The following is a 24,878-nucleotide window of genomic DNA, read 5'->3' on the forward strand; positions in this document are numbered from 1 at the left end:
TTTTTGTCACCGCGATGTAACAGCGAGATGCCTACGAACGCGCATCGGGCATCACACCAGACGTTCGCGCTTAGAGGTGCTGAGGTCGTTGGCTAGCGCGGAACGTCTGCCAACGAGCTTAGTGCCCGGCGGATAGAGTCGCGCGAAAATGGCTTCTCGACAACTGGTCGACCGGCCCGTTCAAGGAAGCGCGCCGCAGCGCCGCCGAGCGTGTCGCCGGTAACGAAAACGAATCGCTCCGCTATGCCCGGGGTTGCCTGACAGGCCCAGTCGAACAAGGCGGGGCCGTCGATGTTCGGCATCCGCAGATCGCAAAAGATCACATCGAAAACAGCACTCATCAGCGCTGCCTTGGCGCCGGCACCGTCCTCGACGATCCTGACGGCAAAACCTTCAGCCTCTAGTAGTTCTGCCACCGTTTCTCCAACCTCCCGTTCGTCATCGACCACAAGGGCGGTACAGCCGATGTCCGCGACCGAGTGAGCCGCAACACCTTCGACTGAATCTGACGAAGTGCAGGCCTCCACCGGCAACAGCAACCGGAAATGCGCGCCGTCCGCACGGTCAAGCAGGGTCAGCCGCCCATTGTGCGACTGCACCACGCCGAGCGAGAAAGCGAGCCCGATCCCGGTGCCCGCGCCCTGAGCCTTGGTGGTAAAAAACGGATCGAAAATGCGGTTCCGGATCTCGGCGGGCACACCGGGGCCATTGTCGGCGATCACGATCTGGAGGTCATTGCCTTCAAGCGACGTTTCGATCTCGATCCGCCGCGGTGCCGGTATCTCCTGCAGGGCGTGTTGCGCGTTGACGATCAGGTTGTAGAACACCTGATGCATCTGGTCAGGGTCGACTTCCAAAGGCGGCAGGCCCTCGGCGAGCCGGCATTGCACCTCGATGCCTGCCGTGCGCAAACCGTAGCCGGCGATGTCAAGAACTGCGCGGATCAGATCGTTGACGTCGGTACTGCGGCGCTCCGGCTGGCGTTGTCGCGCCATTGCCAGGAAAGTCTTCACGATGCGCGCGCAGCGCTCGGCGGCGAGTCTGATCTTGCCGGCCCGCTGTGCATGGGCGGTTCCGGCTAGAAATTCTTCCAGCAACTGGGCCTGCGCGACGACGACCGCCAAGGGGTTGTTGAGTTCGTGCGAAACGCCGGCAAGCAGCGAACCAAGTGCGTTGAGCCGCTCACTCTGCGCCAATGCCTCGCGCGACCGCGCCAGTTCGGCTTCAGCCGCCTTGGTTGCGGTGAGATCAAGAATGCTGCCGACGATCACCGGTCGGTCGTCCATCTCGATGTGGCGCCAACTCAGCGACACGGGAAACACGGAGCCGTCCAGCCGCCGAAGTTGAGCCTCCACGCCGTCGGCGCGCGGCTGCTGACGTGACAGGGCCCTGATGCGCCGATAGTCTTCCCGTGTGGCGAACCAGCGGTGCTGGCGGAAGCGGTCCTCGTCACGCGGGCCTATACCCATGATCTCGCGGAAGGCGGGATTTGCGGTAATCAGGTGCCTCGTTCGCGAGTCTATGAACACGACCGGAACCGGATGGTGGTGAGTGAGGTCTCGGAAGCGCCGCTCGCTTTGCTGCAGGCGCTCGGCCGCGCGCTTCTGCTCGGTGATGTCGATATCGAAGCCGCCGATGCGCGCCTGTTGCTGATCGGCCCACAGCACGGGAAAGCGAACGACAAGGCTCCAGGCATAATCGACCGCGTTGCTTAGAAATTCCTCGATTGCAATCGCCTGTCCCGATTCCAGCACGCGGCGATCGTTTTCCGCGATCATCGCGGCCTCCTGCGGCCCGAAAATGTCGGCCGCGCTTAGTCCGATCGCGCTCTCGGCTGGCCGGCCGAAGACCTTTCCCATTTCCGGATTGGCGACCAGATAGCGTCCGTCGGTATCCTTCAGGTACATGCCTACGGGAGCATGCTTCATGAATGCCGCCAAGCGGGCTTCGCTGGCTCGCAGAGCTGCGTCGGCAGCGTGGCGCTGCGACAGGTCGCGCAAGCTCGCCGTGAAGAAACGACGTTTGCCGCTCCGGGCTTCGGTGATCGTGAGTTCCACCGGAAACTCGGTGCCGTTCGCTCGCATGGCAGTCTGCTCTGTGCGACGCCCGAGCAACCGCGGGGCGCCACCCGCAAGATAGGCGGCAAGCCCGTTTGCGTGCGCCTTGCGCAGATGCGGCGGGACGATGAGCTCCGAGATCTGTCTGCCGACCGCTTCAGCGCGCGAATAGCCGAAGGTCGCCTCGGCCGCCGCGTTGAATTCCACAACCAATCCGGCTTCGTCCGTGACGATCACGCAGTCGAGCGATGAGCGAACCACCGAAGCGAGGATCGCCTGTTGGAATGCGTTTCCGTCATCGTCTTCTTGCAAGGGCGGGCTCCGTGACGACCGGTCGGTACGCTGGCCGTCGGGCCGGCAAGGATGACGATTATCGTGAGTTCCGGCAAGATGCCTGAATCCGACCGCAGTACGGTGCGGGGTGGGGAAACGCTTGCACCAGCAGGACAGGAGCGCCATTTGCTGACCCTCATGGCGCGTTTCGAAACCTGCCGTTCGCGCTATGACCTGATGCGACCCTTCTTTGCTCCGAGCGCCTGACCGCGATGCCGCGATCTCGTGGTACACCGAAAAGCTGGATTTCAGCGTCGTGGATACCGTACCGTCTGGCGACGATATGACCTTCGTCTTTCTTTCGCCGGCAGTGGATGACGGCTTCCGCCTTGAACTTCTGGCAGGCCCCGGCGCTGCCGAGCGCCCCGTATACGCGGATCTTGGCGCCAGCCTCGGCCTGTCGGGGTGGCATCACCTTTGCCTTCGCCTGGACGACGTCGACAAGGCCGTTGCCGAGTTGAAGCGCCGTAGCGTGAAAATCGTGCATGAGCCATTCGATGTTCCGGCGATCAGCAGCCGCATCGCGTTCTTCTCCGATCCTTGGGGCAACATCTTCGAACTGATGCAGCCAGTCACCGCCTGATTATCGGCCAAGGAGTTAGCGTCAAAGGCGTCCTTTTCCTGCGCCATGTCTTACACAGTGGGTAGGCGCCCACACAGCCCAGCTCAGACACACGGACTAACTTCAGACGCGTATGGCCAAGGAACCGGTGGCGAGGTTAGCTTTGTCCGCAGAGCGGCTGTTCCGCGCGAGGGCGTCGTTTGTGATCCAGTTAAGGTTCTTTCTTCCGCAGGTCTTTGACTACGTCGAGAAAAGCTCGCAGTGCGGGCGGTACGGCTCGATGTCCGGGGTAGTAGACCGCAACTTCTTCCGGTGCTGGCGTCCACGCGGTCAGGACCTTGCGCAGCCGGCCATCGGACAACGCCGCTTCGGCGGCCCAATCCGCCACATAGGCGATGCCCAGACCCCCTATTGCAGCTTCGACCATCAGTTCCTCGTCATCAAGGACGATGGGGCCGTTTGCCCCGATCACCAGTTCCTGGCCTGCGCGTTCGAACTCCCATCGATAGAGCTTGCCGCTGGGCATACGGTGGCCGATGCAATGGTGGCGTTGCAATTCCTCGGGCGTTCCCGGCTCCCCGAAGCGATCGAGATAGGCGGGCGACGCGATACAGATGAACGTCAACGCGCGTGCAAACGGCACGGCGATCATGTCTTTGGGAATTGATGTGATGAGGCGTACGCCGGCATCGAACCCGCTGGACACGATATCGATGAGCTGCCCCTCGACGACGATGTCCACGGTCACGTCCGGATGGCGCTCCGCCACCTGCGGAAGGACCCGGCGAACGAGAAGCCCGGCCACCAATCGCGGTGCGTTGATGCGGACCGTGCCCGCGACATTGCCCCGGAACCCCGCGACGCTGTCGAGCGCCTCGTCCAGCGAGGCGAGCGCCGGCTGAAGACGGTCGAGCAACCGGAACCCGGCTTCTGTCGGCGAGACGCTGCGTGTGGTGCGGTTCAGAAGTCGCACGCCCATGCGTTCCTCGAGCGCACGCATCGCATGGCTCAATGTGGAAGGTGCCGTGCCGATCTCGTCCGCTGCGCGGCGGAAGCTGCGATGTGTGGCAACGGTGACGAAGGCGGTGAGATCGTTGAGCGACGGGCGGGGCATTGATGGGGATTTTGCATTATCCCATGCCGATTTCAACGGCTAATGCGCGCAATGCGACTGCCCTATCTCCCGCCTGGATCAATTGGAGAAATGAGAAATGGAAAAGACCTGGCTCATAACGGGTGTGTCTTCTGGTCTAGGCCGGCTGCTGGCGGAGAAGGCCCTGATCAGGGGAGACCGCGTCGTCGGTGCCAGCCGCAGCGAGGACGCACTTCCCGACCTGCGTGCAAGTTACCCCGAACGGCTCCGCATCGTCGCAATGGACCTCAAGGACCAGAGCTCGGTCCGCGCCGCGGTCGACCGCGCCTTCGCGGCATCCGCTCGGATCGACCTCGTCGTCAGCAATGCTGGCTATGGCCTCCTCGGCGCGGCTGAAGAGGCTGGCGATGTGCAGGTCCGGGACATCATCGACACCAATCTCATCGGCTCGATCGCACTCATCCGGGCGGCGGTGCCGCATCTGCGCAGCCAGGGTGGCGGCCGGATTTTACAGGTATCGAGCGAGGGAGGCCAGATCGCCTATCCGGCTTTCAGCCTCTATCACGCGACCAAGTGGGGTATCGAGGGATTCGTCGAGTCCGTGGCGCAGGAGGCTGCTCCCTTCGGCATCGAATTCAGCCTTGTGGAACCTGGGCCGGCGCGGACCGGGTTCGGCGGCAATCTCGCGCGGACCAAGCCGCTCGCGGCCTATGAGGGAACACCCGCCGGTCAGATCCGCGAGGCGCTGGGTGTCTCATGGGTGATCAAGGGCGACCCCGACCGCATGACGGACGCAATGATCCGGCTTGCCGATCAGGATGGTCCACTCCCGAAACGGCTGGTGCTTGGTGCCGAGGCCTATGCCGGCATCCGCAAGGCACTCGGCGGGCGCATCGAGGAGCTCGACCGGCAGAAGGACATCGCGGTTGCGGCGGATTTCACCGACGAGGAGCTGGCGCGGCTGTGACCCAACCTGTGCCGCCGATCCAGAGCCGCAGGCCACCGGCATGCAGCTCCGCCCGTTGATGCCCCAGGCTCCGGCCCGGCGCCGTTATTAAGACAGAAAGGAATACGAAATGCCTGCACGTGACGCCATTTTCCCGGCCAAACGCCACGCGTTATACGATATTCATCGATATTCCGCGGCCATTCGCTCTGGCGATCTTCTCTTCGTGTCGGGTCAGGTCGGGAGCCGTGAGGACGGCTCGCCTGAGCCCGTATTCGAGGATCAGGTTCGGCGGGCCTTCGCCAATATGCGTGAGGTCTTGGCCGCCGCCGGGTGTAGCTTCGATGACGTTGTCGACGTCACCACCTTCCACACCAACCCGGACGAACAGATCGAAACGGTGCTGGCTGTCCGCGCGGAAGAGATCGGCGCACCTCCCTACCCGAACTGGACGGCAGTGGGCGTCAATTGGCTCGCGGGTTTCGATTTCGAGATCAAGGTCATCGCCCGCATCCCTTTGACGACAAGCGGTCAGCCAGCGGACAAGGGATGATCGTTCACCCTGCAATTTTCTGCATCGGCGATTTGGGCCGATTTCAGACCGTCCGGTCAAAGGAGCTGGTTCAAGGATAGCTGCCATTCAACTCCCAACCCGGAGCGGACGTTAACTCCAATCAGCCGCAAGGGAGTTTTGATGGGGCGATTGCTGTTATTGACCCGCCAAGCGTGATCGTCCCTTCGTGCGAACAGTAGACAATCCAATCAACTTTCTCAGAGGTCCAATAACCCTCGCCGCTCGTGCCATAGACGAGGTGCCGTACCAATTGGCAAAAAAGTACGGCACCAATTCACTAAGTTATTGAAAACTTTGGTGATCCCGACAGGAATCGAACCTGTGACCTACAGATTAGGAATCTGCCGCTCTATCCTACTGAGCTACGGGACCACGCGGCCCGACACATAACCGCTTCGGATCGTTTCGCCAAGAGGCAGTTAGGCCGCTCGCTTCGGCTCCACCGCGAACGGACTCAGGCCGAGCCAGGTCTGCATTTTGCGCGCGATATCCTGGTCGCCAGTCAAGATGACTTTCGGCCCGGCCTTCTCGACGGTGATCAGTCCCATCCAGATTTCGGTCATGGTGTGCAGGTCGGTCGAGACGTAGAGATCGACATCGAAGCCCGGGTCGTACCAGCAGAGGTCGACCTCGCCGTGCTTCTCGACGATCAGCCACCACGACCGTTTCGAGGCGGGGAGCTCCTGGTACAGAAATTGTATCACCGTGCGGCCATCGGGCAGCGGCGACGCATTGAGGTTGCGCCGCATGTCCCACATCAGCAGCGACGGATCGAGGTTCTTCAGCGACAACCGCGACTCGACCCATTTCTGCCCCCAAAAGCCCATCGCCTCGACAACGGAACGCAGATCCTTGCCTGCCTCGGTCATCCGGTATTCGAAGATGCCTTTCTCGCCGCGCACCTCCTTGCGCTCGACGATCCCGGCCAGCTCGAGCTCCTTGAGGCGTTGCGACAGAAGGGTCGGCGACATTTTGGGGACGCCGCGGCGCAGATCGTTGAAACGGGTCGAGCCCGCCACCAATTCGCGAAGCAGAACCATGGTCCAGCGGGTGCACAGCACCTCCGCGGCCATCGATAACGGGCAGAACTGTTTGTATCCGGACTGGGTCACGATGTTGCCTTCCCCTCAAACTCCGCCGGAACCATAGGCCTTTCCCAGCGACGCGGCGAGTACAGAAACTGTACCACACCAGTACAGATCGCGGACTGGCTGGCGCGACCCTTGCCGTGCGACCCCTCTGCCGCTGCACGGGATACCCCTGTGCACGACCAGGAGACATGACCCATGACCGCTTACGTTATCGCAGACATCAAGGTGAGGGACCCGAAGTGGATGCCGGCCTATGCCGCGTCGGTCCACGACCTCGTTCACAAGCACGGCGGCAGATATCTGTCGCGCAGCGGCAATGTGAAGACACTCGAAGGCAAGCCGCTCGACACGACGCTGATTGCCTTGATGGCGTTCCCGACCGAGGCAGCGGCGCGCGCCTTCACCGACGATCCTGCCTACGCACCGTTCGTTTCGGCCCGTCAGGGCGGCAGCGACAGCCGTTTCCAGCTGATCGACAACTCCGATCTGGCTGGGACGATCCCGTATCTGCCGAAGGGATGATCTTCCCCTGCATTCGTCGCATCGGGATAGGGATCTCCCAGCAACAACAGCCACAGCGCCCACCTGCCGGACCTCCTTACCTCCGGCGGCCAGCCGGGCTGTGCTTTTCAAGAAGAATGGAATGACTATGACAATCAACTTTCGCAATAGACTTCTCGCTGCCGCGGCGCTGCTGTCGGCCTGCACTGCGTTGGCGCAGGCGCATCAGGCAGCGCCCGCGTCCGGTCCCAATCCGCTGGCCGACAAGGTACGCGCCGCCAACAGCCGCTTCGAGAATGTGGCGGCGGCGACCGCCGAGGGCTATGCGCCGATCCCCTGCGCCAGCGGCATCACCGGCGGCGCCATGGGCATCCACTACGTCAATCCCGGCTACCTCAAGGACGACGCTGTCGATGTCGCCAAGCCGGAAGCGGTGATGTACGAGCCGATGGCCGACGGCACGCTAAAACTGATCGCGGTCGAATACATCACCTCGAAAGGCCCGGCCTCGCTCGATGGGCATCTGTTCAACTTCAACAGCGCGCCCAATCGCTATGGCCTCGGTCCGTTCTATGAGCTGCATGTCTGGGCCTGGAAGGGCAACCCGACCGGCGCGTTCGCGGATATGAACCCGAACGTGTCGTGCGAACCGACGACTGCTGTCAGCCAGTAAGCAGCCGAGCCAGGCGGCGCCAACGCCGCCTGGCCGAATGTGGGAGCAGGCCCCAAAGAGGTCGGGATAGCGGAACTTTCGGGACGCCGGCGCGCTTTAGTGTCCCGAAGGAGACACCGCATGAGCGCCACCAAAGAGTTCTTTCAAACGTGGCTGCAGGAGAATGTCGGCAATTTGCCTGCCGAGAGCGAGGTGAGCGTCGCCGTTCTGGCGCAGCAATTCGAGCAGGACGCCGACGCTGCCGGCTATGGCCACGAGGTTCGCGAAGACGAACTCGGCAATATCCAGGAGGCGATCGAGGCAGCCCTGAAGAAGGCGAGGACAGGCGAAGAACCGCAACCCGCCGACGACAACGAGCTGGCGCCGGTCATGGAAGCGCTGGAGGTCGAGGATCCGAAGAGCGGGCCGTAAGCCAATGCCGAACGGCTACGCCGCCAGCGCTGTTTCCGCCAGCTTCACCCAATAGCTCATGCCGTGCGGGATGACCTCGTCGTTGAAGTCGTAGGCTGGGTTGTGCAGGCCGGCGGTATCGCCATTGCCGATGAAGATGAAGGCGCCCGGCCGCGCTTCAAGCATGTAGGAGAAATCCTCGCCGCCCATCACCGGCTGGATCGCGCGGTGCACATAGCTGTCGCCGGCGACGTCGGCCGCGATGTCGCTGGCAAAGACCGTCTCTTCCGGATGGTTGAAGGTGACCGGGTAATTGGCATTGTAATCAACCTCGATTGTCGCGCCGAAGGCAGCGCCCAGGCCTTGGCAAAGCGCGCGGATGCGCTCTTCGGCCTTCTTGGCGACCTCCTTCTTCAGCGTGCGTACGGTGCCGGCGATCTCGGCGGTCTCGGGAATGACGTTATAGGCATCGCCGGCGTGGAATTTCGTCACCGAGACGACCACCGCCTCGACCGGATCGGTGCTGCGCGAGGCGATCGTCTGCAATGCGCCGACGAGTTGGCTGGTGATGACGATCGGATCGATGGTGCCGTGCGGCATCGCCGCGTGGCCGCCCCGGCCCTTGACGGTGATGGTGAATTCGGCGGTCGCCGCCATGATCGGGCCCGGCCTGATGGCGAACTGGCCGACCGGCAGGCCCGGCATGTTGTGCATGCCGAAAACCTTGGAGATACCGAAGCGCTCCATCATACCGTCCTTGACCATCTCGTTGCCGCCGCCGCCGCCCTCTTCGGCCGGCTGGAAGATGACCGCGACGGAGCCGGCGAAATTGCGCGTTTCGGCGAGGTATTTGGCGGCACCCAACAGCATCGCGGTGTGGCCGTCATGACCGCAGGCGTGCATCTTGCCGGGGACGGTCGAGGCATAGGATTTGCCGGTGATCTCGTTGAGCGGCAGGGCATCCATGTCGGCGCGCAGGCCGATGGTCGAGCCTTCGCCGTGGCGGCCGCGGATGATGCCGACGACGCCGGTCTTGCCCAAACCCGTCACGATGTCGTCGCAGCCGAAAGCCTTCAGCTTCTCGGTGACGAAAGTGGCGGTCTTGAAGACGTCGAAATTCAGCTCCGGCGTCTGGTGCAAATGGCGGCGCCAGCCGGCCACCTCGTCCTGCATTTCGGCGGCTCGGTTCAGGATCGGCATGATGGTTCCATTTCGCTGTTGGAGCAGGCGGTCTTGGCCTGCTGCTTTGCAATTGTGCCTGTTGCCTTGCAACCATGCACGCTGCTTTGCATTGTGCTGCTGCTTCCACATTGTGATCGGCAGCACTTTGCCATGTTGACGTCACATAGAGTAAATAGCACCGCGACTGTGGTCCGGGAACAGAGGGCCGGACCATTATCCTGGCGATCGTGTAACGAAATCTTACGGAGCCAGGTGGGACTGCGGCAAGAGGCTATTTCGGTTTTCATGATGCGCTACAGGCATTTCCTCAAACTGTTGGTGGCGGGCACGGTGGCGCTTGCGTCGCTGGCCGGGCCTGCCTTGGCCAATCCGACAATCCTGTTCGACCTGAACAGCGGCAAGATCCTGCAGCACCAGGAGGCGTTCAGGCGCTGGTACCCGGCTTCGCTGACAAAGCTGATGACCGCCTATGTGGCGTTTCGTGCGATTGCCGCGGGTGAGGTCCAGCTCGATTCGCCGATCAAGGTGACGAAACATTCCGCCGGCGAGCCGCCGAGCAAGATGGGCTTCAAGCCGGGCTCGGTGATGCGGTTGGACAATGCGCTGAAGATGATGCTGGTCAAATCGGCCAACGATATCGCCATGGCGGTCGGCGAGAATATCGGCGGTTCGCAAGCGGCTTTCGCCGAACGCATGAACGCCGAAGCGCAGAGGCTCGGCATGAGCGGGTCCCATTTCGTCAATCCGAACGGGCTCTATTCGCCGGACCAGTATACGACAGCGCGCGATCTCGCTTTGCTGGTGATGGCGATTCGCAAGGAATTTCCGCAATATGCCCCCTGGTTCTCGATCGAAGGCCTTGCCGTCGGCAAGAAGGCGATCTCCAACTACAACCTGCTGATCGGCCGCTATCCGGGTGCCGACGGCATGAAGACGGGTTTCGTCTGCTCGTCCGGGTTCAACATGGTCGGCTCGGCGACCCGCAACGGCCGCACCCTGGTCGCCGTGGTGCTCGGCGAGCAATCGGCCGTCACCCGCGCCGAGGCGGCGGCAAAATTGCTCGACCAGGGCTTTGCAACGCCGGCGCCGAGCTGGCTGACGGTAGCGGCGCTGCCCGCCTATGGCGACACCATGTCGGCCAACGACATGAATGACGAAATCTGCAAGAAGAAGCCGGTCGATGAGCAGTCGGAAACCGCACCCGCCGTCGGCGACAAGGGCAAGGACGTGCCGAAATCGCCCTATCAGGAAAAGCTCGACCATGTACCGACGCTGATCGCCGTCGGCCTTGGCGGCGCCACGGGACCGAAGCCGAAGGCGATGCTCGACGCCTCCGGGCAGGAATATGCCGACGTGCCGCTGCCGACATGGCGGCCGGACCGGGCGCCGCCGGCCGGCGCCGAGCCAGTTGTGGCCGGATCCGCCACCGCCGCGCAGGTCCAGCAGCCGGCCAAGGCGCTGAACTAGCCGCATGGCCGGCTTCCCGATCCCCGTTTCGGTGCTCACCGGCTTTCTCGGTGCCGGCAAGACGACGCTGCTCAACCGGCTGCTGCGGGATCCCGCGCTCGCCGACACCGCCGTCATCATCAACGAGTTCGGCGAGGTGGCGATCGACCATCTCCTGGTCGAGCAGGCCTCCGACGGCATCATCCAGCTCTCCGACGGCTGTCTCTGCTGCACGGTGCGGGGCGAGCTGGTCGACACGCTGGCTGACCTCGTCGACCGCCTGCAGACCGGCCGCATCGACCGGCTTGCCCGCGTCGTCGTCGAGACCACCGGGCTCGCCGATCCCGCCCCCGTGCTGCAGTCGATCATGGCGCATCCGGCCCTGGTCCAGGCCTTCCGGCTCGACGGCGTCATCACCCTGGTCGACGCCGTCAACGGCAATGCGGCGCTCGATGCCCATGTCGAGGCGGTGAAGCAGGTGGCGGTCGCCGACCGTATCGTGCTCAGCAAGGCCGACCTGGCCACGGATGCAGGCGATGTCGAGGCGTTGCGGGCGCGGCTCAGGCAGCTCAACCCGGGCGCCGTGGTGCTCGACGCGAGTCAGGCAAGCGCCGCGACTCTGTTCGATTGCGGCCTCTACAATCCGGCCACCAAATCCGTCGATGTGCAGCGTTGGCTGGGCGAAGAAGCCGGCGACGACCATGACCATAGCCGGCATGACCACAGCGGGCATGATGACGACGGGCATCATGACGACGGGCATGACGGTGGCGATCACCATCACCATGATCATGGTCATGGCCATAGGCACGATTCCCGCGTGCGTTCGCATTCGTTGGTTCACGACGGGCCGGTGCCGTTTTCGGCAATCGAGATGTTCCTCGATCTGCTGCGCTCGGCGCATGGCGAGCGCCTGTTGCGGATGAAGGGCGTCATCGAGCTTGCAGAAGACCCGTCGCGGCCGCTGGTTATCCATGGCGTGCAGAAGATCCTGCATCCGCCGGTGCAACTGCCGGCCTGGCCGGACAGCCAGCGCGGCACCAGGCTGGTGCTGATCACGCTCGACATGCCGGAAGACTATGTCCGCCGGCTGTTCGCCGCCTTCACCAACCAGCCGTCGATCGACACGCCGGACCGGGCGGCACTGGAGAGCAATCCGCTGGCCATCGCCGGGCGGTGAAGCGGCTGATCTCCCCCCTCGAGGGGGAGATGGCCGGCAGGCCAGAGGGGGTTGCCGCGCGTGAAGCGCCAACTTTCTCTTTGGTCGTACATGGCGTCGCGCCAGCCGAGGCAACCCCCTCTGTCGCCTTCGGCGACATCTCCCCCTCGAGGGGGGAGATCACGCGCTCAGCCGCGCTCGACCAGGAAGCGGTGGCCGGCTGACATCGCCGTTGTCTCGACCAGCCGATGGCCGCTCTCGGCGCAGAAGGCGGGAATGTCGATGACGGCGAGGGGGTCGGTGGTTTCGAGCCACAGGCGGCTGCCCGGCTGCATTGTGGCCAGGCGCTTTTTTGCCTTGAGCACGGGCAACGGGCAGTTCAGGCCTTTGAGGTCGTAGACGGCGGCGGGGCTGGTTGAGGGCCTCTCTTCTTGGCCCCCATCTTCTTGTTCAAGCATGAAGTTCAGCCGCCAAACATGCCGAGCAGCTTTTTCTTCAACCTTGTCGCCGTGCTTTCGGCGTCCGCAGCCTGCGTTTCGACTGCCGGGGCGGCGTCCGATGGCGCTACGGTGGCAGTGGCGACAGGCATCTCTGCGGCGGTCTTGGCAGCTTCCTTTTCGGCGAGCGCCTGGGCTTTGGCAGCTTCCTTCTCGGCCAAGGCCTGTGCCTTGGCTGCCGCTTTCGCTGCCTTCGCCGCTTCTATCGCGGCAAGCCGCTGTTCCTCGGCCTTCTGCTTGGCAGCCTTTTCGGCGTCGAGGGCCGCCATCTTGCGGCCCGCCGGCGAATCGATGCGGCCCATGCGCGCCGTTTCGGCCACCGTGCCGTCCGGGTTGAGCGAGGGCGGCTCGATCGGAACGCGTTCGCCGCGGGCACGCCGCTTCGACCAGTCGGAAACGATGCTGGCTTCCTTGATCCCGGCGATGGTCGGCTTGGGTGCCGGCACGCTGGCCTTGACGGCGCCGTTGAAGGCCGCCTCATAGGTGCTTTGATAGGCGTTGATGGCGCTCTTCAGCGAATCGGGCTGGGTGGTCGCAGGGCAAGCGCCGGTCGGATTGAAGGTCGAGCCGTCGGCCGCAACCTGGTTGAAGACGTAGCGCTTCTCGCAGACGTCGACTTTCGGCGGCACCTTGGTGACCTCGAAATTGTCGTAGCCGACCTTCAGCATCTTCCAGAATTCGTAGTTCGGGTCGTTGCGATAGCGCGCCATGTTGGCGGCGGTCATGCGGAACGGAAAAGCCTGGATCTGGAACTCGGTCTGGCCGCCCTGGAAGGCGTCGCGGCCGAAAGCGTAAATCTGCTCGATCTGCGCGTCGGTCATCGAATAGCAGCCGGACGACGAGCAGGCGCCATGGACCATCAGGTTGGAACCGGTGCGGCCATTGGCACGGTCATAGGCGTTGGGGTAGCCGATATTGAAGGACAGGTGGTAATTCGACCGCGGGTTCATCTGTGCCGGGCGGACCGTGTAAAAGCCTTCCGGCGCCTGGCGATCGCCTTCGGTGAATTTCGGGCCGAGCTTGCCCGACCATTTGCAGATGTCGTAGCTCGCGACCAAGTCGTAGCGGCCGTTGGTCTTGGCCTTCCAGATTTCGAGCTTGCCTTCTTCCTTGAAGATGCGGGCCATCACCGAGGAGGTGCGGACCATGCCCTTGGCTTTCATTTCGGCCAGGATCTTGTCCGGCAGCGGCTTGTTGGCTTGCGGCGCAAAATCCTTCATCGAAGCGTCATTGCAGCCGGCGACGCCGATCGCAGCGATCAGAACTCCGGTGCGGGCAAGCTTGGCAAACATGGATATGGCTATCGTCTTCATTTCTGCGCCGCGGATGCCGCAGCTGCTAAACCGACCACTGACGGACTCTAAGCCCGTTAACCTTGAAAATTCCTTACCGCAAGCATGCGGCGCGTCCCCTTACGGCAAGCCCACTGAGCCGAATGCAGCGGCATTTTTGTGGCGAAACTGGTTCGCGCCGCCACATTTCAGGCCGCGTGCCTGGGTTGGTTACAGATTGCGGCCCATCGCCAGGTATTTCTCGCGGCGATGCTCGCGGAAGTCGGTGTTGGCGCCGGAGAATTCCTTCATCGTCCTGGCGATGAGGTCGCCGGTGGCGGCGATCACCGTTTCGGGGGCGCGATGGGCACCGCCGAGCGGCTCCGCGATGATGGCGTCGATGATCTTCAGCTCCAGCAGATCCTGCGCCGTGATCTTCATATTGGTCGCCGCATCCCTGGATCGCGTGGTGTCGCGCCACAGGATCGAGGCGGCGCCCTCCGGGGAGATCACCGAATAGATGGCGTGTTCGAGCATGTAGACGCGGTTGGCGGTGGCGATCGCTATGGCGCCGCCCGAGCCGCCTTCGCCGATCACCACCGAGATCGACGGCACCTTCAGGCCAAGGCAGGCCGAAGTCGAGCGGGCGATGGCCTCCGCCTGGCCGCGCTCTTCGGCGTTGACGCCGGGATAGGCGCCGGCAGTATCGACCAGCGTCAGCAACGGGATTTGGAAACGGTCGGCGAGTTCCATCAGCCGCACCGCCTTGCGGTAGCCCTCCGGCCGCACCGAGCCGAAATTATGCTTCAGCCGGCTTGCCGTGTCGGAACCCTTCTCCTGGCCGATGATCGCCACCGGCTCGCCACGGAAGCGGGCGAAGCCGCCGACGATCGCCTGGTCCTCGCCGAAGTTGCGGTCGCCGGCGAGCGGCGTGAAATCGGTAAGCAGTCCCTTGATGTAGTCGATGCAGTGCGGCCTGTCCGGATGGCGCGCCACCTGCACCTTCTGCCACGGCGTCAGCGCCTTGTAGGCGTCGCGCAGCGCATCGCGCGAGCGCTTCTCGAGCCGGGCGATCTCATCGCCGACATCGACCGCCTCGCCGTTCTCGGCAAGCTTCTTCAGCTCGAGGATCTTGCCTTCGAGATCCTGTACAGGCTTTTCGAAATCGAGGTAATTGTACATTCTTGGGCGGACCGGCAAGTCGGAAGGCAATGACTGACGCAAGCCTGAAAATGCAGGCTGGGCGCGGTGGAACGTCGTTCTCACATAGCGACATGACGCCTAGTCGGCAAGCGGATGATGATCGTTGACCAGACGCATCAGCCGCTCCTCCAGCACATGCGTGTAGATCTGCGTCGTTGAAATATCGGCGTGGCCAAGCAGCTGCTGCACGGCCCTGAGATCGGCGCCGTTCTGCAGCAGATGGCTGGCGAAAGCATGCCGCAGCACATGCGGCGATATCTTCGCCGCGGCAATGCCGGCCCGTGCGGCAAGCGCTTTCAGCTCGCGGGCAAAGACCTGTCTCGAGAGATAGCCGCTGTCGGCGGCGGCCGGAAACAGGAACGGGCTGTCGGCAAGAGCCGGCACCGCCGCCCGTGCGGCAAGCCAGGTCCGCATCGCGGTGCGCGCCTTGGCCGACAGCGGCACCATGCGCTCCTTGTTGCCCTTGCCGCGCACCATGAAGAAGCGGTCGTCGCGCTGCGCCACCGTCACAGGAAGGCCGACCAGCTCCGAAACGCGCAAGCCGGTGGCGTATAGCACCTCGACCAGCGCGTGCAGGCGCAGCGCCGCCAGCCTGTCGGCGCCATGCATGGAGGCCTCCTGCGCGGCGCGGTCGAGCAGCCGGCCGGTATCGGCTTCGCTCATCGTCTTCGGCAGCGGCCGGCCCTTCCTCGGGCTGTCCAGCGTGCCGGTCGGATCGTCGCCGCGCAGGCCCTCGGCATAGAGAAACTTGAAGAACTGCCGGATCGCCGACAATTTGCGCGCCTGCGAGGTGGCGGCAAAGCCGCGCGCGGCGATGTCGTCGAGATAGGCACGGATGTCGGCGCTGGTGGCAGCGGCAAGCCCACCGCCGATCCCGGCGGAAGCGTCTTCGAGGTCGCGGCGATAGGAGGAAAGCGTGTTTTCGGCGGCGCCGCGCTCGGCGCTCATCATCTCCAGGAAGGCTTCGATGCGAGCGGCGCTGTTCATTTTTTGGGATTGAGCTTTTCCGGAGGGATGCGCACGCTCATTTCCGCCTTCCTCGGCTCGACGAACATGACCAGGGCGAACATCGCGCCATAGACAATGCCGGCCAGAATCGCGAGCGTCACGACAAAGCGAAACAGTGTTGGCATTAATTTTCGCCCGTCGTCTTATTCTGCATTTCCAACCCTGTGCCCTTATGAGACGCCAATCCGGCCAATTCAAGGGTGAAGCCCATAGTCCCGGTTGCGCCGCGCTTGACGCAAACAGGCTTTTGATGTCGATACGCCGCCAAAGAGGCCCTAGAAGCATGAACGCGCTACCAGCAAATCCTCCGGGCGAGAGCCATGCCGCGCTGCTCGGCCGGCTGGGCGGCCGTTCCATCGTCTTTGTCGGGCTGATGGGCGCCGGCAAGACGGCGATCGGCCGCAAGGTGGCGGCGATGCTGGCACTGCCCTTCATCGACAGCGACCAGGAGATCGAAAGCGTCTCGCGCATGAGCGTCCCGGACCTGTTCGAGCGCTATGGCGAGGCGGAGTTCCGGGCACTGGAGCAGCGCGTCATCCTGCGTGTGCTGGAGCACGGGCCGCAGGTGCTGTCGACCGGCGGCGGTGCCTTCATGAACGCGCAGACGCGCGAGGCGATCGCCAGCCATGGCGTTTCGGTTTGGCTGAAGGCCGAGATCGACCTGTTGATGGAGCGCGTTTCCAAGAAACAGAACCGGCCGCTGCTGAAAAGCGCCGATCCGCGCGCCGTGCTTGAACGGCTGATGGCGGAACGCTACCCGGTTTATGCCGCGGCCGATGTCGTCGTGCCGACCCGCGACGACCGCAAGGAGATCATTGCCGCTGAAGTGGTGGACGCGCTGCGCGGCCATCTCGGCGTTGCCGACATCGACGAGGTGCGGTCGTGAGCGCTGATGCAACGGTCACTGTCGAAGTCGGGCTTGGCGAGCGTGCCTACGATATCTTGATCGGCCCCGGCCTGCTGTCACGCGCCGGCGCCGAGATCTCGCGCCGTCTGCCGGGGACGCGGGCGGCGGTCGTCACCGACGAAAACGTCGCTAGGGCGCATCTCGCAGCGCTTGCGGCCGGCCTGGCAAGCGGTGGCATCCAACATGCCGTCATCACGCTGCCGCCAGGCGAAAAGACCAAGAGCTTTGCGCATCTCGAAGAGGTGGTCGACGGCGTGCTGGCCGCCAAGCTGGAGCGCGGCGATGTCGTCATCGCGCTCGGCGGCGGCGTCATCGGCGACCTGGCCGGCTTCGCCGCCGGCATCGCGCGGCGCGGCATGAACTTTGTGCAGGTTCCGACCTCGCTGCTGGCGCAGGTCGATTCCTCCGTCGGCGGCAAGACCGGCATCAACAGCAAGCGCGGCAAGAACCTGGTCGGGGTGTTCCACCAGCCGAAGCTGGTGCTGGCCGACACCGAAGTGCTCGACACGCTGCCGATCCGCGAGTTTCGCGCCGGCTATGCCGAACTGGCCAAATATGGGCTGATCGACCGGCCCGAGTTTTTCGCCTGGCTGGAAGAAAACTGGCGTCAAGTGTTTGCCGGCGGGCCGGAGCGGGCTGCGGCCATCGCCGAGGCCTGTCGTGCCAAGGCCGACGTCGTTGCCCGCGACGAGTTCGAGACCGGCGACCGCGCGTTGCTCAATCTCGGCCACACCTTCGGTCATGCGCTGGAGGCGGCAACCGGCTATGACGGCGCAAGGCTCGTGCATGGCGAGGGCGTCGCCATCGGCATGGCGCTGGCGCACCGCTTTTCGTCAAGGCTCAATTTGGCGAGCCCCGACGACGCTGCGCGTGTCGAGGCGCATCTTCGCGCCGCCGGTCTGCCCTGGCGAATGGCCGACATTCCAGGCGAACTGCCCGACGCCGAGACGCTGTTCTCCTTCATCACCCAGGACAAGAAGGTGTCGCGCGGCGCGCTGACCTTCATCCTGACGCGCGGCGTCGGCCATGCCTTCATCGCCAGAGATGTGCCGGCCTCGGAAGTGCTGGCGTTCCTCCGGGAGAACCATCCGGGTCGGCAGGAAAGCCGGCCGGGATGAGCCAGGCTGGCTGGATCGCGGCTGCCGTGCTCGCCGGCCTCGGCGTGCTGGGCTTCGTCTTGCGCCGGCGCCTGCTTGCCGCCTTCGGCTACGAGCTGCAACGCATGGAGCCGCAGCGCTCTGCGCGCGAGGAACTGCGCGGCGCCGTCGACGATTTCCGCCGCGACGGCCAGGTGGTGCGCGAGGACCGCGCCCGCATCGGCGGCCTGTTCGACCTCGAGGAGCTCGAAGTGTCGGACGTCATGGTCCACCGCACCAATATGCGCTCCGTCAACGCCGACGACCCGCCCGAAGCGGTGGTGCGCGAGATCCTGCAGAGCCCGCACACCCGCATGCCGTTGTGGAAGGGTTCGCTCGACAACATTGTCGGCGTGCTGCACGCGAAGGATCTGCTGCGCGCGCTGAACGAGGTCGGCAACGATTTTTCCAGGATCGACGTGATGAAGATCGCGTCGAAACCGTGGTTCGTGCCCGACACCACGACGCTTCAGGAGCAGCTCAATGCCTTCCTGCGCCGCAAGGCGCATTTCGCCATCGTCGTCGACGAATATGGCGAGGTCGAAGGGCTGGTGACGCTGGAGGACATCATCGAGGAGATCGTCGGCGAGATCGCCGACGAGCACGACATCGACATCCAGGGCGTCAAGCAGGAGGCCGACGGCTCCGTCGTCGTCGACGGCACGGTGCCGATCCGCGACCTGAACCGGGCGCTCGACTGGCACCTGCCGGACGAGGAAGCCACCACCATTGCCGGCCTCGTTATCCACGAGGCGCAGTCGATCCCGGACGAAAAGCAGGCCTTTACGTTTCACGGCAAGCGCTTCGTCGTCATGAAGCGCGACAAGAACCGAATCGCGCGGCTGAGGATCAAGCCGGTAATGCTTGGCGAATGACAGCGCGCATCTTGCGGCACCTGTGGGCGGTCAGGAGTCTATGACAATCGATCGGCGAAGCCTGCTTCTGGTGTCGATGGCGGCGCTGTTGCCGGGGCAGGCGGCGGCATTGCGGCTGCGTTCGCCGTCGCCCGAAACCTTCGACTATGGGCCGGCCAAGCTCGACATCTATTCCCGCGACGGCGCAAGCGGCCTGCCGGTCGTCTTCTTCGTCCATGGCGGCGCCTGGCGGGTCGGCAGTCGCGGCAACGTCAATGCCAAGCCGCAATTCCTGCTCGACAATGGCTTCTGCTTCGTCTCGATCGACTACCGGATGCTGCCCGAGGCCGACGTCGCCACCCAGGCGGCGGATGTCGAACTGGCCTATCGCTACGTCCGCGCCAACATCGCCAGGCATGGCGGCGATCCGGACCGGATCGTCGCGATGGGCCATTCGGCCGGCTGCCATCTCGTCGCATTGACCGGCCTGCGCGGCGGCCTGCCCGGGGTCGCGGCGCTGGTCCTCGACGACACCAGGGCTTACGACCTGGAGGCATTGGCCAGGAGCGGCGGCATGGCAGGGGTCTATGCCCGCGCCTTTCCCGATCCGGCGCAGTGGCGCGCGCTGTCGCCTGTCACCTATGTGGAAGGCCGCAAGCACCCGCCGACCTTCATCGCCCATTCACGGGCGAAAGCCCGCGCGGCGGACGCGGAGGCCTTCGCCGGGCGTCTGCGCGCCACCGGAACCAGGGTCACGCTGTTCGACGGCAGCGCCTATTCGCACATGTCGATCAATCGCGACTTCGGCACCGAAGGCGATGCATTGACCACAGCGGTGATGGCCTTCTTGAGGTCGAGCGTCGGCTGATCTACCAGCGGGTCTTTTCGCCGGGCGCCGCCGGCTCGATCGCCAGGGCATGCACGCCGGACTTCAACTCCTCGGCCAGCAGATCGTTGACGGCGCGGTGACGCTCGACGCGGCTCATGCCGGCAAAGGCTGGCGCGACGATGCGGATGCGGAAATGCGTCTCGCCGGCGCCGTCGAAGGCAGCGTGATGGCCGGAATCCGCGTGATGATGACCGGCATGGAGATGGCTTTCGTTGATGACGTCCAGCCGTTCCGGCGAAAACGCCTTTTTCAGCTTATCTTCCATCGTTGCCTGTATGGACATCGTCGCTTCCCTTCACCACATCTATGTCATCGCACAAAATTCGCCATTCGCCGGTTTTATGCCGCGATTCAGCGGTTAGGGCGATCATCGCGAAAATGTCAATTCTTGTTTCGCATCCGCGAACGGCCCATAAATGGGTGAGATGAAGCCGTACCCAAAATATTTCGAGAAGATTCGCATCCGCCCGGAGAAGGACGCGGAGCTGAAGTCGCGTTCGCCGATCTGCCAATGGGATGGCTGCAAGGAGGCCGGTACCCACCGCGCGCCGGTCGGGCGGATGAAGGAAGGCGAGTATTTCCAGTTCTGCTTCGACCATGTGCGCGAGTACAACAAGGGCTTCAATTATTTCTCGGGCGTTCCGGATACCGAGATCGCGCGCTTCCAGAAGGAAGCCATGACCGGCCACCGGCCGACCTGGAAAATGGGCGTCAACGGCGCCTCGACACGCTCCTCGCCCGACTTCGCCCAGGCGCGTTCCGGCCGTGCCGGCTACTACAATCGCATGCGCGATCCCTTCGACCTGTTCAAAGGCCCGAAGGACCCGCGCGAAGCACGCGAGCGCAAGGCCAAGCCGCTTGAGGCCAAGGCACTGGAAACGCTTGGCCTTGATACAAAGGCAAGTGGCAAGGATATCAAGGCGCGCTATAAGGAACTTGTGAAACGCCACCATCCGGATGCGAATGGCGGCGACAGAGGTTCGGAAGACCGGTTCCGCGATGTGCTCCAGGCGTATCGCGTGCTCAAGCAGGCAGGTTTGTGCTGAGCGACCTTACGGTTCGTGTCGCTTTCCAACTTTCATAGGGTTGGAAAAGGCTCTAAGACCGCCCCCGAACAAAATCGATTGCCAGCGAAACGCGGCGTTTCGCTTGTGGAGACGTGATAGAGATGAACAAGGTCGATCGCGACATCGCCAACCTGCCCGACACCACGGTGTCGGTGAAGGAGACATTCGGCTTCGACTCCAAGATGGTGGTGCCGGCCTATTCGGTGACGAGCGAGCATGTGCCCGACATCGATCCGGACTACCTGTTCGACAAGAACACGACGATGGCGATCCTCGCCGGCTTTGCCTATAACCGCCGCGTCATGGTGTCGGGCTATCACGGCACCGGCAAGTCGACGCATATCGAGCAGGTCGCCGCCCGCCTCAACTGGCCTTGCGTGCGTGTCAACCTCGACAGCCATGTCAGCCGTATCGATCTCGTCGGCAAGGATGCCATCGTCGTCAAGGAAGGGCTGCAGATCACCGAATTCCGCGACGGCATCCTGCCCTGGGCCTATCAGCACAATGTCGCGCTGTGCTTCGACGAGTACGATGCCGGCCGCCCGGACGTGATGTTCGTCATCCAGCGCGTGCTGGAATCGTCGGGCCGGCTGACGCTGCTCGACCAGAGCCGGGTTATCCGCCCGCATCCGGCCTTCCGGCTGTTTTCGACCGCGAATACGGTCGGGCTCGGCGACACCACAGGCCTCTACCACGGCACCCAGCAGATCAACCAGGCGCAGATGGACCGCTGGTCGATCGTCACTACGCTGAACTATTTGCCGCACGACAATGAAGTGAACATCGTGCTGGCCAAGGCCAAGCATTATCGCGACGGCAAGGGCAAGGAGATCGTCAACAAGATGGTTCGTGTCGCCGACATGACGCGCTCGGCCTTCATCAACGGCGATTTGTCGACGGTTATGAGCCCGCGCACGGTTATCACCTGGGCCGAGAATGCCGAAATCTTCGGCAATATCGGCATGGCGTTCCGGCTGACCTTCCTCAATAAATGCGACGAGCTGGAACGCTCGCTGGTCGCCGAGTTCTACCAGCGCGCCTTCGGCGAAGATTTGCCGGAATCGGCGGCGAATGTGGTGCTGGGCTAAGCAGAGTCTCGATGGCGGGTCCGGGCGACAACACACGAAACAAATCCAAGACCGGCGCTGAGGCCGACAGCTTCAAGCGCGCGGTTACCGTCTGCATGCGCGCCATCGCCGGCGACAAGGATCTCGAGGTCGGTTTCGCCAAGGACCGGCCGGCGCTGGCCGGCAGTCGCGCCCGGCTGCCCGAACTGCCGAAGAAGGCATCGAAGGCGGATATCGCCATTACCCGCGGGCTCGGCGATTCCATGGCGCTGAAGCGCGCCTGCCATGATACGCGCATCCACACCAGGCTGGCGCCGGAAGGCAAACAGGCCCGCGCCATCTACGACGCGGTCGAGCAGGCCCGGGTCGAGGCGATCGGCAGCCGCGCCATGCAGGGCGTTGCCGACAATATCGGCTCGATGCTCGAGGACAAATACGCCAGGGCCAACCTCGCCGACGTCAAGGACAAGGCCGACGCGCCGATCGAGGAGGCGCTGGCGCTGATGGTGCGCGAAAAGCTGACCGGCCGCACTGTGCCGAAGAGCGGCGAACGGCTGGTCGATCTCTGGCGCCCCTGGGTCGAGGAAAAAGCCAGTGCCGATCTGGACGGGCTGTCGGCAAAGCTCGACGACCAGCAGGCGTTCGCCCGCGTCGTGCGCGAGATGCTCGCCTCCATGGAAATGGCGGAGGAGCTCGGCGACGACCAGGAGACGGAAGACTCCGAGGACAACGACGAAAACCAGCCGCAAGGCGAGGAGCAGAGCGAGGAGGGCGGCGAAGACGATTCGGGCTCCGAGCAGTCGCAGTCCGAGGATACCGAGGCATCGTCGGACGACGAGCAATCGGCCGAGACGGAAGCCTCCGACGCCACCGCCGAGGATCTCTCCGACGATGACGACGCCGATGCGGAGACGCCCGGCGAGGCGCGCCGCAACGACAATCCCTTCACCAATCTGCCGAAAGAGATCGACTACAAGGTCTTCACCACGGCCTTCGACGAGACCGTTGGTGCGGAGGAACTGTGCGAGGAGGAGGAGCTCGACCGACTGCGCGCCTTCCTCGACAAGCAGCTCGCCAACCTTTCCGGCGTCGTCGGGCGGCTGGCCAACCGGCTGCAGCGCCGCCTGATGGCGCAGCAGAACCGCTCCTGGGATTTCGACCTCGAAGAAGGCTATCTCGATCCGGCACGGCTGGTGCGCGTCGTCATCGACCCGATGCAGCCTCTGTCCTTCAAGCAGGAGCGCGATACCAAATTCCGCGACACGGTGGTGTCGCTGGTGCTCGACAATTCGGGTTCGATGCGCGGCCGGCCGATCACGGTCGCCGCGACCTGCGCCGACATCCTGGCGCGCACGCTGGAACGCTGCGGCGTCTCGGTCGAAATCCTCGGCTTCACCACCCGCGCCTGGAAGGGCGGGCAGGCGCGCGAGAAATGGCTGAAGGAAGGCAAACCGCCGAACCCCGGCCGGCTCAACGATCTGCGCCACATCATCTACAAATCCGCCGACCACCCGTGGCGGCGGGCGCGCCGCAATCTCGGGCTGATGATGCGCGAGGGCCTGCTCAAGGAAAACATCGACGGCGAGGCGCTGCTGTGGGCGCACAACCGGCTGATCGCGCGGCCGGAGCAGCGCAAGATCCTGATGATGATCTCGGACGGGGCGCCGGTCGACGATTCGACGCTGTCGGTCAATCCGGGCAATTATCTCGAGCGGCATCTGCGCGCCATCATCGAGCTCATCGAGACGCGCTCGCCTGTCGAGCTTTTGGCCATCGGCATCGGCCACGACGTCACCCGCTACTATCGCCGCGCCGTCACCATCGTCGATGCCGAAGAACTGGCCGGCGCCATGACCGAGCAGCTGGCCTCGCTGTTCGCCGAGGAAACCGTGCGGGACACGCGGCGCGGCGGCATGCGGCGCGCCGGATGATTTTTTCCCGCGGCGGCTTTTGGCAGAAGCTTTTGGCCGCCAGTGCGTTGTTAGGCATCAGTTTGGCGCCGGCTATCGCTGCCGGCCTGGCCTCGGTCGAGCCGGCCGAAATCTCGGCACGGCCGATCAGCGAATTCCATATCGGCCGGCCGGACAAACAGTTCGGGCCGCTCGAATTCGTCGGCGGGCTCGAAATGACCTCGTCGACGCGCGATTTCGGCGCGCTCTCGGCGCTTCGGTTCCTCAAGCCCGGCAGCGATTTCATCGGCGTTGCCGACACCGGCTTCTGGTTCTTCGGCACCCTCGTCCACGATGCCGAGAAGCGGCCTTCCGGCATCCAGAATTTTCGCATGCAGCAGATGGTCGATGCGGCCGGCCAGTCGATCGACGAGAAATGGGCGGTCGATGCCGAAGGCCTCGCGGTCAAGGACGGTATTGCCACGGTCGGTTTCGAGGGCGATCACCGTATCGCAGAGTTCAAGATCGATCCGGACGGCATGAAGGTGCCGTTCAGGCAATTGGACTTCCTGATCCCAGCCTGGGAACTTCGCCGCAATCGCGGCTTTGAGACCGTCACCCGCGCCAGTCCCAACGGGCAGCACGCGGGCGGACTGGTCGTGGTGTCGGAAAAGAGCCTCGACAAGGCCGGCAACATCTTTGCCGCGATCATCGAAGGGCCGCACAAGGGCGTCTTCACCGTCAAGCGCAATGGCGATTTCGACATCACCGACGGCGCCTTCCTGCCGGACGGCGACCTGTTGCTTCTGGAGCGCAGTTTTTCGATGGCCGGCGGCGTCAAGATGCGGCTGCGGCGCATCTATGGCGAAGGCGTCGAGAAGGGCGCCGTCGCCGACGGGCCGGTGCTGCTCGAAGCCGACATGGGCTACCAGATCGACAACATGGAAGCGCTCGACGTCTGGACCCGCGACGATGGCGCGCTGATCGTGTCGCTGATGTCCGATGACAACCACTCGATCCTGCAGCGCAATCTTTACCTGGAATTTGTGCTGCACGAGGATTGACGCGCGACCGGCCTGCTGG

The 24,878-nt window shown here is 63.8% G+C and carries 27 protein-coding genes and 1 tRNA gene; 17 read left to right on the plus strand and 11 right to left on the minus strand.

Features of this window, described 5'->3' with window-relative positions:
• Nucleotides 1-92 precede the first annotated feature (92 nt).
• Nucleotides 93-2,369 carry a hybrid sensor histidine kinase/response regulator gene (locus tag NKJ12_RS18885; RefSeq protein WP_352687345.1) on the minus strand — a complete coding sequence of 759 codons (2,277 nt, stop codon included), beginning with the start codon at nucleotides 2,367-2,369 and terminating at the stop codon, nucleotides 93-95.
• Nucleotides 2,370-2,420: 51 nt separating this feature from the next.
• Between NKJ12_RS18885 and NKJ12_RS18890 the strand changes: the two genes are divergently transcribed.
• Nucleotides 2,421-2,597 carry a hypothetical protein gene (locus NKJ12_RS18890; RefSeq protein ID WP_352687347.1) on the plus strand — a complete coding sequence of 59 codons (177 nt, stop codon included), beginning with the start codon at nucleotides 2,421-2,423 and terminating at the stop codon, nucleotides 2,595-2,597.
• Nucleotides 2,581-2,973, plus strand: coding sequence for a VOC family protein (locus NKJ12_RS18895; RefSeq protein WP_352687349.1), 393 nt, complete (start codon nucleotides 2,581-2,583; stop codon nucleotides 2,971-2,973). The genes NKJ12_RS18890 and NKJ12_RS18895 overlap by 17 nt, the downstream gene beginning before the upstream one ends.
• Nucleotides 2,974-3,163: 190 nt before the next feature.
• On the opposite strand, the gene NKJ12_RS18900 is transcribed toward NKJ12_RS18895, so the two are convergent.
• Nucleotides 3,164-4,066 (minus strand): LysR family transcriptional regulator, encoded by a 903-nt coding sequence (locus NKJ12_RS18900; RefSeq protein ID WP_352687351.1) that lies wholly within the window; start codon nucleotides 4,064-4,066, stop codon nucleotides 3,164-3,166.
• A gap of 97 nt (nucleotides 4,067-4,163) precedes the next feature.
• On the opposite strand from NKJ12_RS18900, the gene NKJ12_RS18905 reads away from it, so the two are divergent.
• Both NKJ12_RS18905 and NKJ12_RS18910 read left to right on the plus strand, forming a co-directional pair.
• Complete coding sequence (locus NKJ12_RS18905; RefSeq protein ID WP_352649277.1) at nucleotides 4,164-5,012, plus strand: SDR family oxidoreductase; 849 nt, start codon at nucleotides 4,164-4,166, stop codon at nucleotides 5,010-5,012.
• 109 nt (nucleotides 5,013-5,121) lie between these two features.
• Entirely contained in the window at nucleotides 5,122-5,544 is a 423-nt protein-coding gene (locus NKJ12_RS18910; protein ID WP_352687352.1) for a RidA family protein, read from the plus strand.
• A gap of 316 nt (nucleotides 5,545-5,860) precedes the next feature.
• Here the strand turns inward: NKJ12_RS18910 and NKJ12_RS18915 are convergent.
• Both NKJ12_RS18915 and NKJ12_RS18920 read right to left on the minus strand, forming a co-directional pair.
• Nucleotides 5,861-5,937, minus strand: a tRNA-Arg gene (locus NKJ12_RS18915).
• Nucleotides 5,938-5,984: 47 nt separating this feature from the next.
• Entirely contained in the window at nucleotides 5,985-6,677 is a 693-nt protein-coding gene (locus NKJ12_RS18920) for a winged helix-turn-helix transcriptional regulator (RefSeq protein WP_352505059.1), read from the minus strand.
• A 174-nt stretch (nucleotides 6,678-6,851) separates the two neighbouring features.
• Here NKJ12_RS18920 and NKJ12_RS18925 point away from each other — a divergent pair, with 174 nt between their 5' ends.
• The 3 genes from NKJ12_RS18925 (at nucleotide 6,852) to NKJ12_RS18935 (ending at nucleotide 8,241) form a co-directional block, all read left to right on the plus strand.
• Nucleotides 6,852-7,178, plus strand: coding sequence for a DUF1330 domain-containing protein (locus NKJ12_RS18925; protein WP_023677873.1), 327 nt, complete (start codon nucleotides 6,852-6,854; stop codon nucleotides 7,176-7,178).
• A 121-nt stretch (nucleotides 7,179-7,299) separates the two neighbouring features.
• Nucleotides 7,300-7,830 carry a hypothetical protein gene (locus NKJ12_RS18930; protein ID WP_352574899.1) on the plus strand — a complete coding sequence of 177 codons (531 nt, stop codon included), beginning with the start codon at nucleotides 7,300-7,302 and terminating at the stop codon, nucleotides 7,828-7,830.
• A 120-nt stretch (nucleotides 7,831-7,950) separates the two neighbouring features.
• Nucleotides 7,951-8,241 (plus strand): hypothetical protein, encoded by a 291-nt coding sequence (locus tag NKJ12_RS18935; RefSeq protein WP_352505060.1) that lies wholly within the window; start codon nucleotides 7,951-7,953, stop codon nucleotides 8,239-8,241.
• A gap of 15 nt (nucleotides 8,242-8,256) precedes the next feature.
• Here NKJ12_RS18935 and NKJ12_RS18940 read toward each other — a convergent pair whose 3' ends face one another.
• Complete coding sequence (locus NKJ12_RS18940; RefSeq protein ID WP_352505061.1) at nucleotides 8,257-9,420, minus strand: M20 aminoacylase family protein; 1,164 nt, start codon at nucleotides 9,418-9,420, stop codon at nucleotides 8,257-8,259.
• A gap of 270 nt (nucleotides 9,421-9,690) precedes the next feature.
• Between NKJ12_RS18940 and NKJ12_RS18945 the strand changes: the two genes are divergently transcribed.
• Nucleotides 9,691-10,869, plus strand: a complete 1,179-nt coding sequence (locus tag NKJ12_RS18945; RefSeq protein ID WP_352505154.1) for a D-alanyl-D-alanine carboxypeptidase family protein — start codon at nucleotides 9,691-9,693, stop codon at nucleotides 10,867-10,869.
• Between the two features lie 4 nt (nucleotides 10,870-10,873).
• Nucleotides 10,874-12,028, plus strand: a complete 1,155-nt coding sequence (locus tag NKJ12_RS18950; RefSeq protein ID WP_352505062.1) for a CobW family GTP-binding protein — start codon at nucleotides 10,874-10,876, stop codon at nucleotides 12,026-12,028.
• A 167-nt stretch (nucleotides 12,029-12,195) separates the two neighbouring features.
• Here NKJ12_RS18950 and NKJ12_RS18955 read toward each other — a convergent pair whose 3' ends face one another.
• The 5 genes from NKJ12_RS18955 to NKJ12_RS18975 all read right to left on the minus strand — a co-directional run bounded on the left by NKJ12_RS18955 (nucleotide 12,196) and on the right by NKJ12_RS18975 (nucleotide 16,111).
• On the minus strand, nucleotides 12,196-12,465 hold the full coding sequence (locus tag NKJ12_RS18955; protein WP_352505063.1) for a sulfurtransferase TusA family protein: 270 nt from the start codon (nucleotides 12,463-12,465) through the stop codon (nucleotides 12,196-12,198).
• Nucleotides 12,466-12,470: 5 nt separating this feature from the next.
• Nucleotides 12,471-13,796 carry a L,D-transpeptidase family protein gene (locus tag NKJ12_RS18960; protein WP_352505155.1) on the minus strand — a complete coding sequence of 442 codons (1,326 nt, stop codon included), beginning with the start codon at nucleotides 13,794-13,796 and terminating at the stop codon, nucleotides 12,471-12,473.
• Between the two features lie 210 nt (nucleotides 13,797-14,006).
• Nucleotides 14,007-14,957, minus strand: a complete 951-nt coding sequence (locus tag NKJ12_RS18965; protein WP_254816618.1) for an acetyl-CoA carboxylase carboxyltransferase subunit alpha — start codon at nucleotides 14,955-14,957, stop codon at nucleotides 14,007-14,009.
• Between the two features lie 99 nt (nucleotides 14,958-15,056).
• On the minus strand, nucleotides 15,057-15,965 hold the full coding sequence (locus tag NKJ12_RS18970; RefSeq protein WP_352704358.1) for a site-specific tyrosine recombinase XerD: 909 nt from the start codon (nucleotides 15,963-15,965) through the stop codon (nucleotides 15,057-15,059).
• Nucleotides 15,962-16,111, minus strand: a complete 150-nt coding sequence (locus NKJ12_RS18975) for a hypothetical protein (RefSeq protein ID WP_023677884.1) — start codon at nucleotides 16,109-16,111, stop codon at nucleotides 15,962-15,964. Before NKJ12_RS18975 ends, NKJ12_RS18970 begins: the two co-directional genes overlap by 4 nt.
• 158 nt (nucleotides 16,112-16,269) lie before the next feature.
• Between NKJ12_RS18975 and NKJ12_RS18980 the strand changes: the two genes are divergently transcribed.
• Genes NKJ12_RS18980 through NKJ12_RS18995 form a run of 4 tightly spaced genes read left to right on the plus strand, consistent with a single transcriptional unit; the run spans nucleotide 16,270 to nucleotide 19,751 of the window.
• Nucleotides 16,270-16,872, plus strand: a complete 603-nt coding sequence (locus NKJ12_RS18980; protein ID WP_352616101.1) for a shikimate kinase — start codon at nucleotides 16,270-16,272, stop codon at nucleotides 16,870-16,872.
• Nucleotides 16,869-18,011 carry a 3-dehydroquinate synthase gene (gene aroB, locus NKJ12_RS18985; protein ID WP_352704360.1) on the plus strand — a complete coding sequence of 381 codons (1,143 nt, stop codon included), beginning with the start codon at nucleotides 16,869-16,871 and terminating at the stop codon, nucleotides 18,009-18,011. Before NKJ12_RS18980 ends, aroB begins: the two co-directional genes overlap by 4 nt.
• Nucleotides 18,008-18,904, plus strand: a complete 897-nt coding sequence (locus NKJ12_RS18990; RefSeq protein WP_352704362.1) for an HlyC/CorC family transporter — start codon at nucleotides 18,008-18,010, stop codon at nucleotides 18,902-18,904. Before aroB ends, NKJ12_RS18990 begins: the two co-directional genes overlap by 4 nt.
• Before the next feature lie 40 nt (nucleotides 18,905-18,944).
• Entirely contained in the window at nucleotides 18,945-19,751 is an 807-nt protein-coding gene (locus NKJ12_RS18995) for an alpha/beta hydrolase (protein ID WP_352505068.1), read from the plus strand.
• A gap of 1 nt (nucleotide 19,752) precedes the next feature.
• Here the strand turns inward: NKJ12_RS18995 and NKJ12_RS19000 are convergent, their stop codons facing one another.
• Nucleotides 19,753-20,055: a BolA family protein gene (locus NKJ12_RS19000; protein ID WP_352687354.1), complete on the minus strand. Its 303-nt coding sequence runs from the start codon at nucleotides 20,053-20,055 to the stop codon at nucleotides 19,753-19,755.
• 133 nt (nucleotides 20,056-20,188) lie between these two features.
• Between NKJ12_RS19000 and NKJ12_RS19005 the strand changes: the two genes are divergently transcribed.
• The 4 genes from NKJ12_RS19005 to NKJ12_RS19020 all read left to right on the plus strand — a co-directional run bounded on the left by NKJ12_RS19005 (nucleotide 20,189) and on the right by NKJ12_RS19020 (nucleotide 24,859).
• Entirely contained in the window at nucleotides 20,189-20,818 is a 630-nt protein-coding gene (locus tag NKJ12_RS19005) for a J domain-containing protein (protein WP_254816626.1), read from the plus strand.
• A gap of 122 nt (nucleotides 20,819-20,940) precedes the next feature.
• Nucleotides 20,941-21,927 (plus strand): cobaltochelatase subunit CobS, encoded by a 987-nt coding sequence (cobS, locus tag NKJ12_RS19010; protein ID WP_352505069.1) that lies wholly within the window; start codon nucleotides 20,941-20,943, stop codon nucleotides 21,925-21,927.
• Nucleotides 21,928-21,938: 11 nt separating this feature from the next.
• Nucleotides 21,939-23,837 (plus strand): cobaltochelatase subunit CobT, encoded by a 1,899-nt coding sequence (gene cobT / locus NKJ12_RS19015; RefSeq protein ID WP_352505070.1) that lies wholly within the window; start codon nucleotides 21,939-21,941, stop codon nucleotides 23,835-23,837.
• On the plus strand, nucleotides 23,834-24,859 hold the full coding sequence (locus NKJ12_RS19020) for an esterase-like activity of phytase family protein (RefSeq protein ID WP_352687356.1): 1,026 nt from the start codon (nucleotides 23,834-23,836) through the stop codon (nucleotides 24,857-24,859). Before cobT ends, NKJ12_RS19020 begins: the two co-directional genes overlap by 4 nt.
• The last annotated feature ends 19 nt before the right edge of the window (nucleotides 24,860-24,878 follow it).

This window comes from Mesorhizobium sp. M0195, assembly GCF_040322115.1.
In the GTDB taxonomy this organism is placed as follows: Bacteria; Pseudomonadota; Alphaproteobacteria; order Rhizobiales; family Rhizobiaceae; genus Mesorhizobium.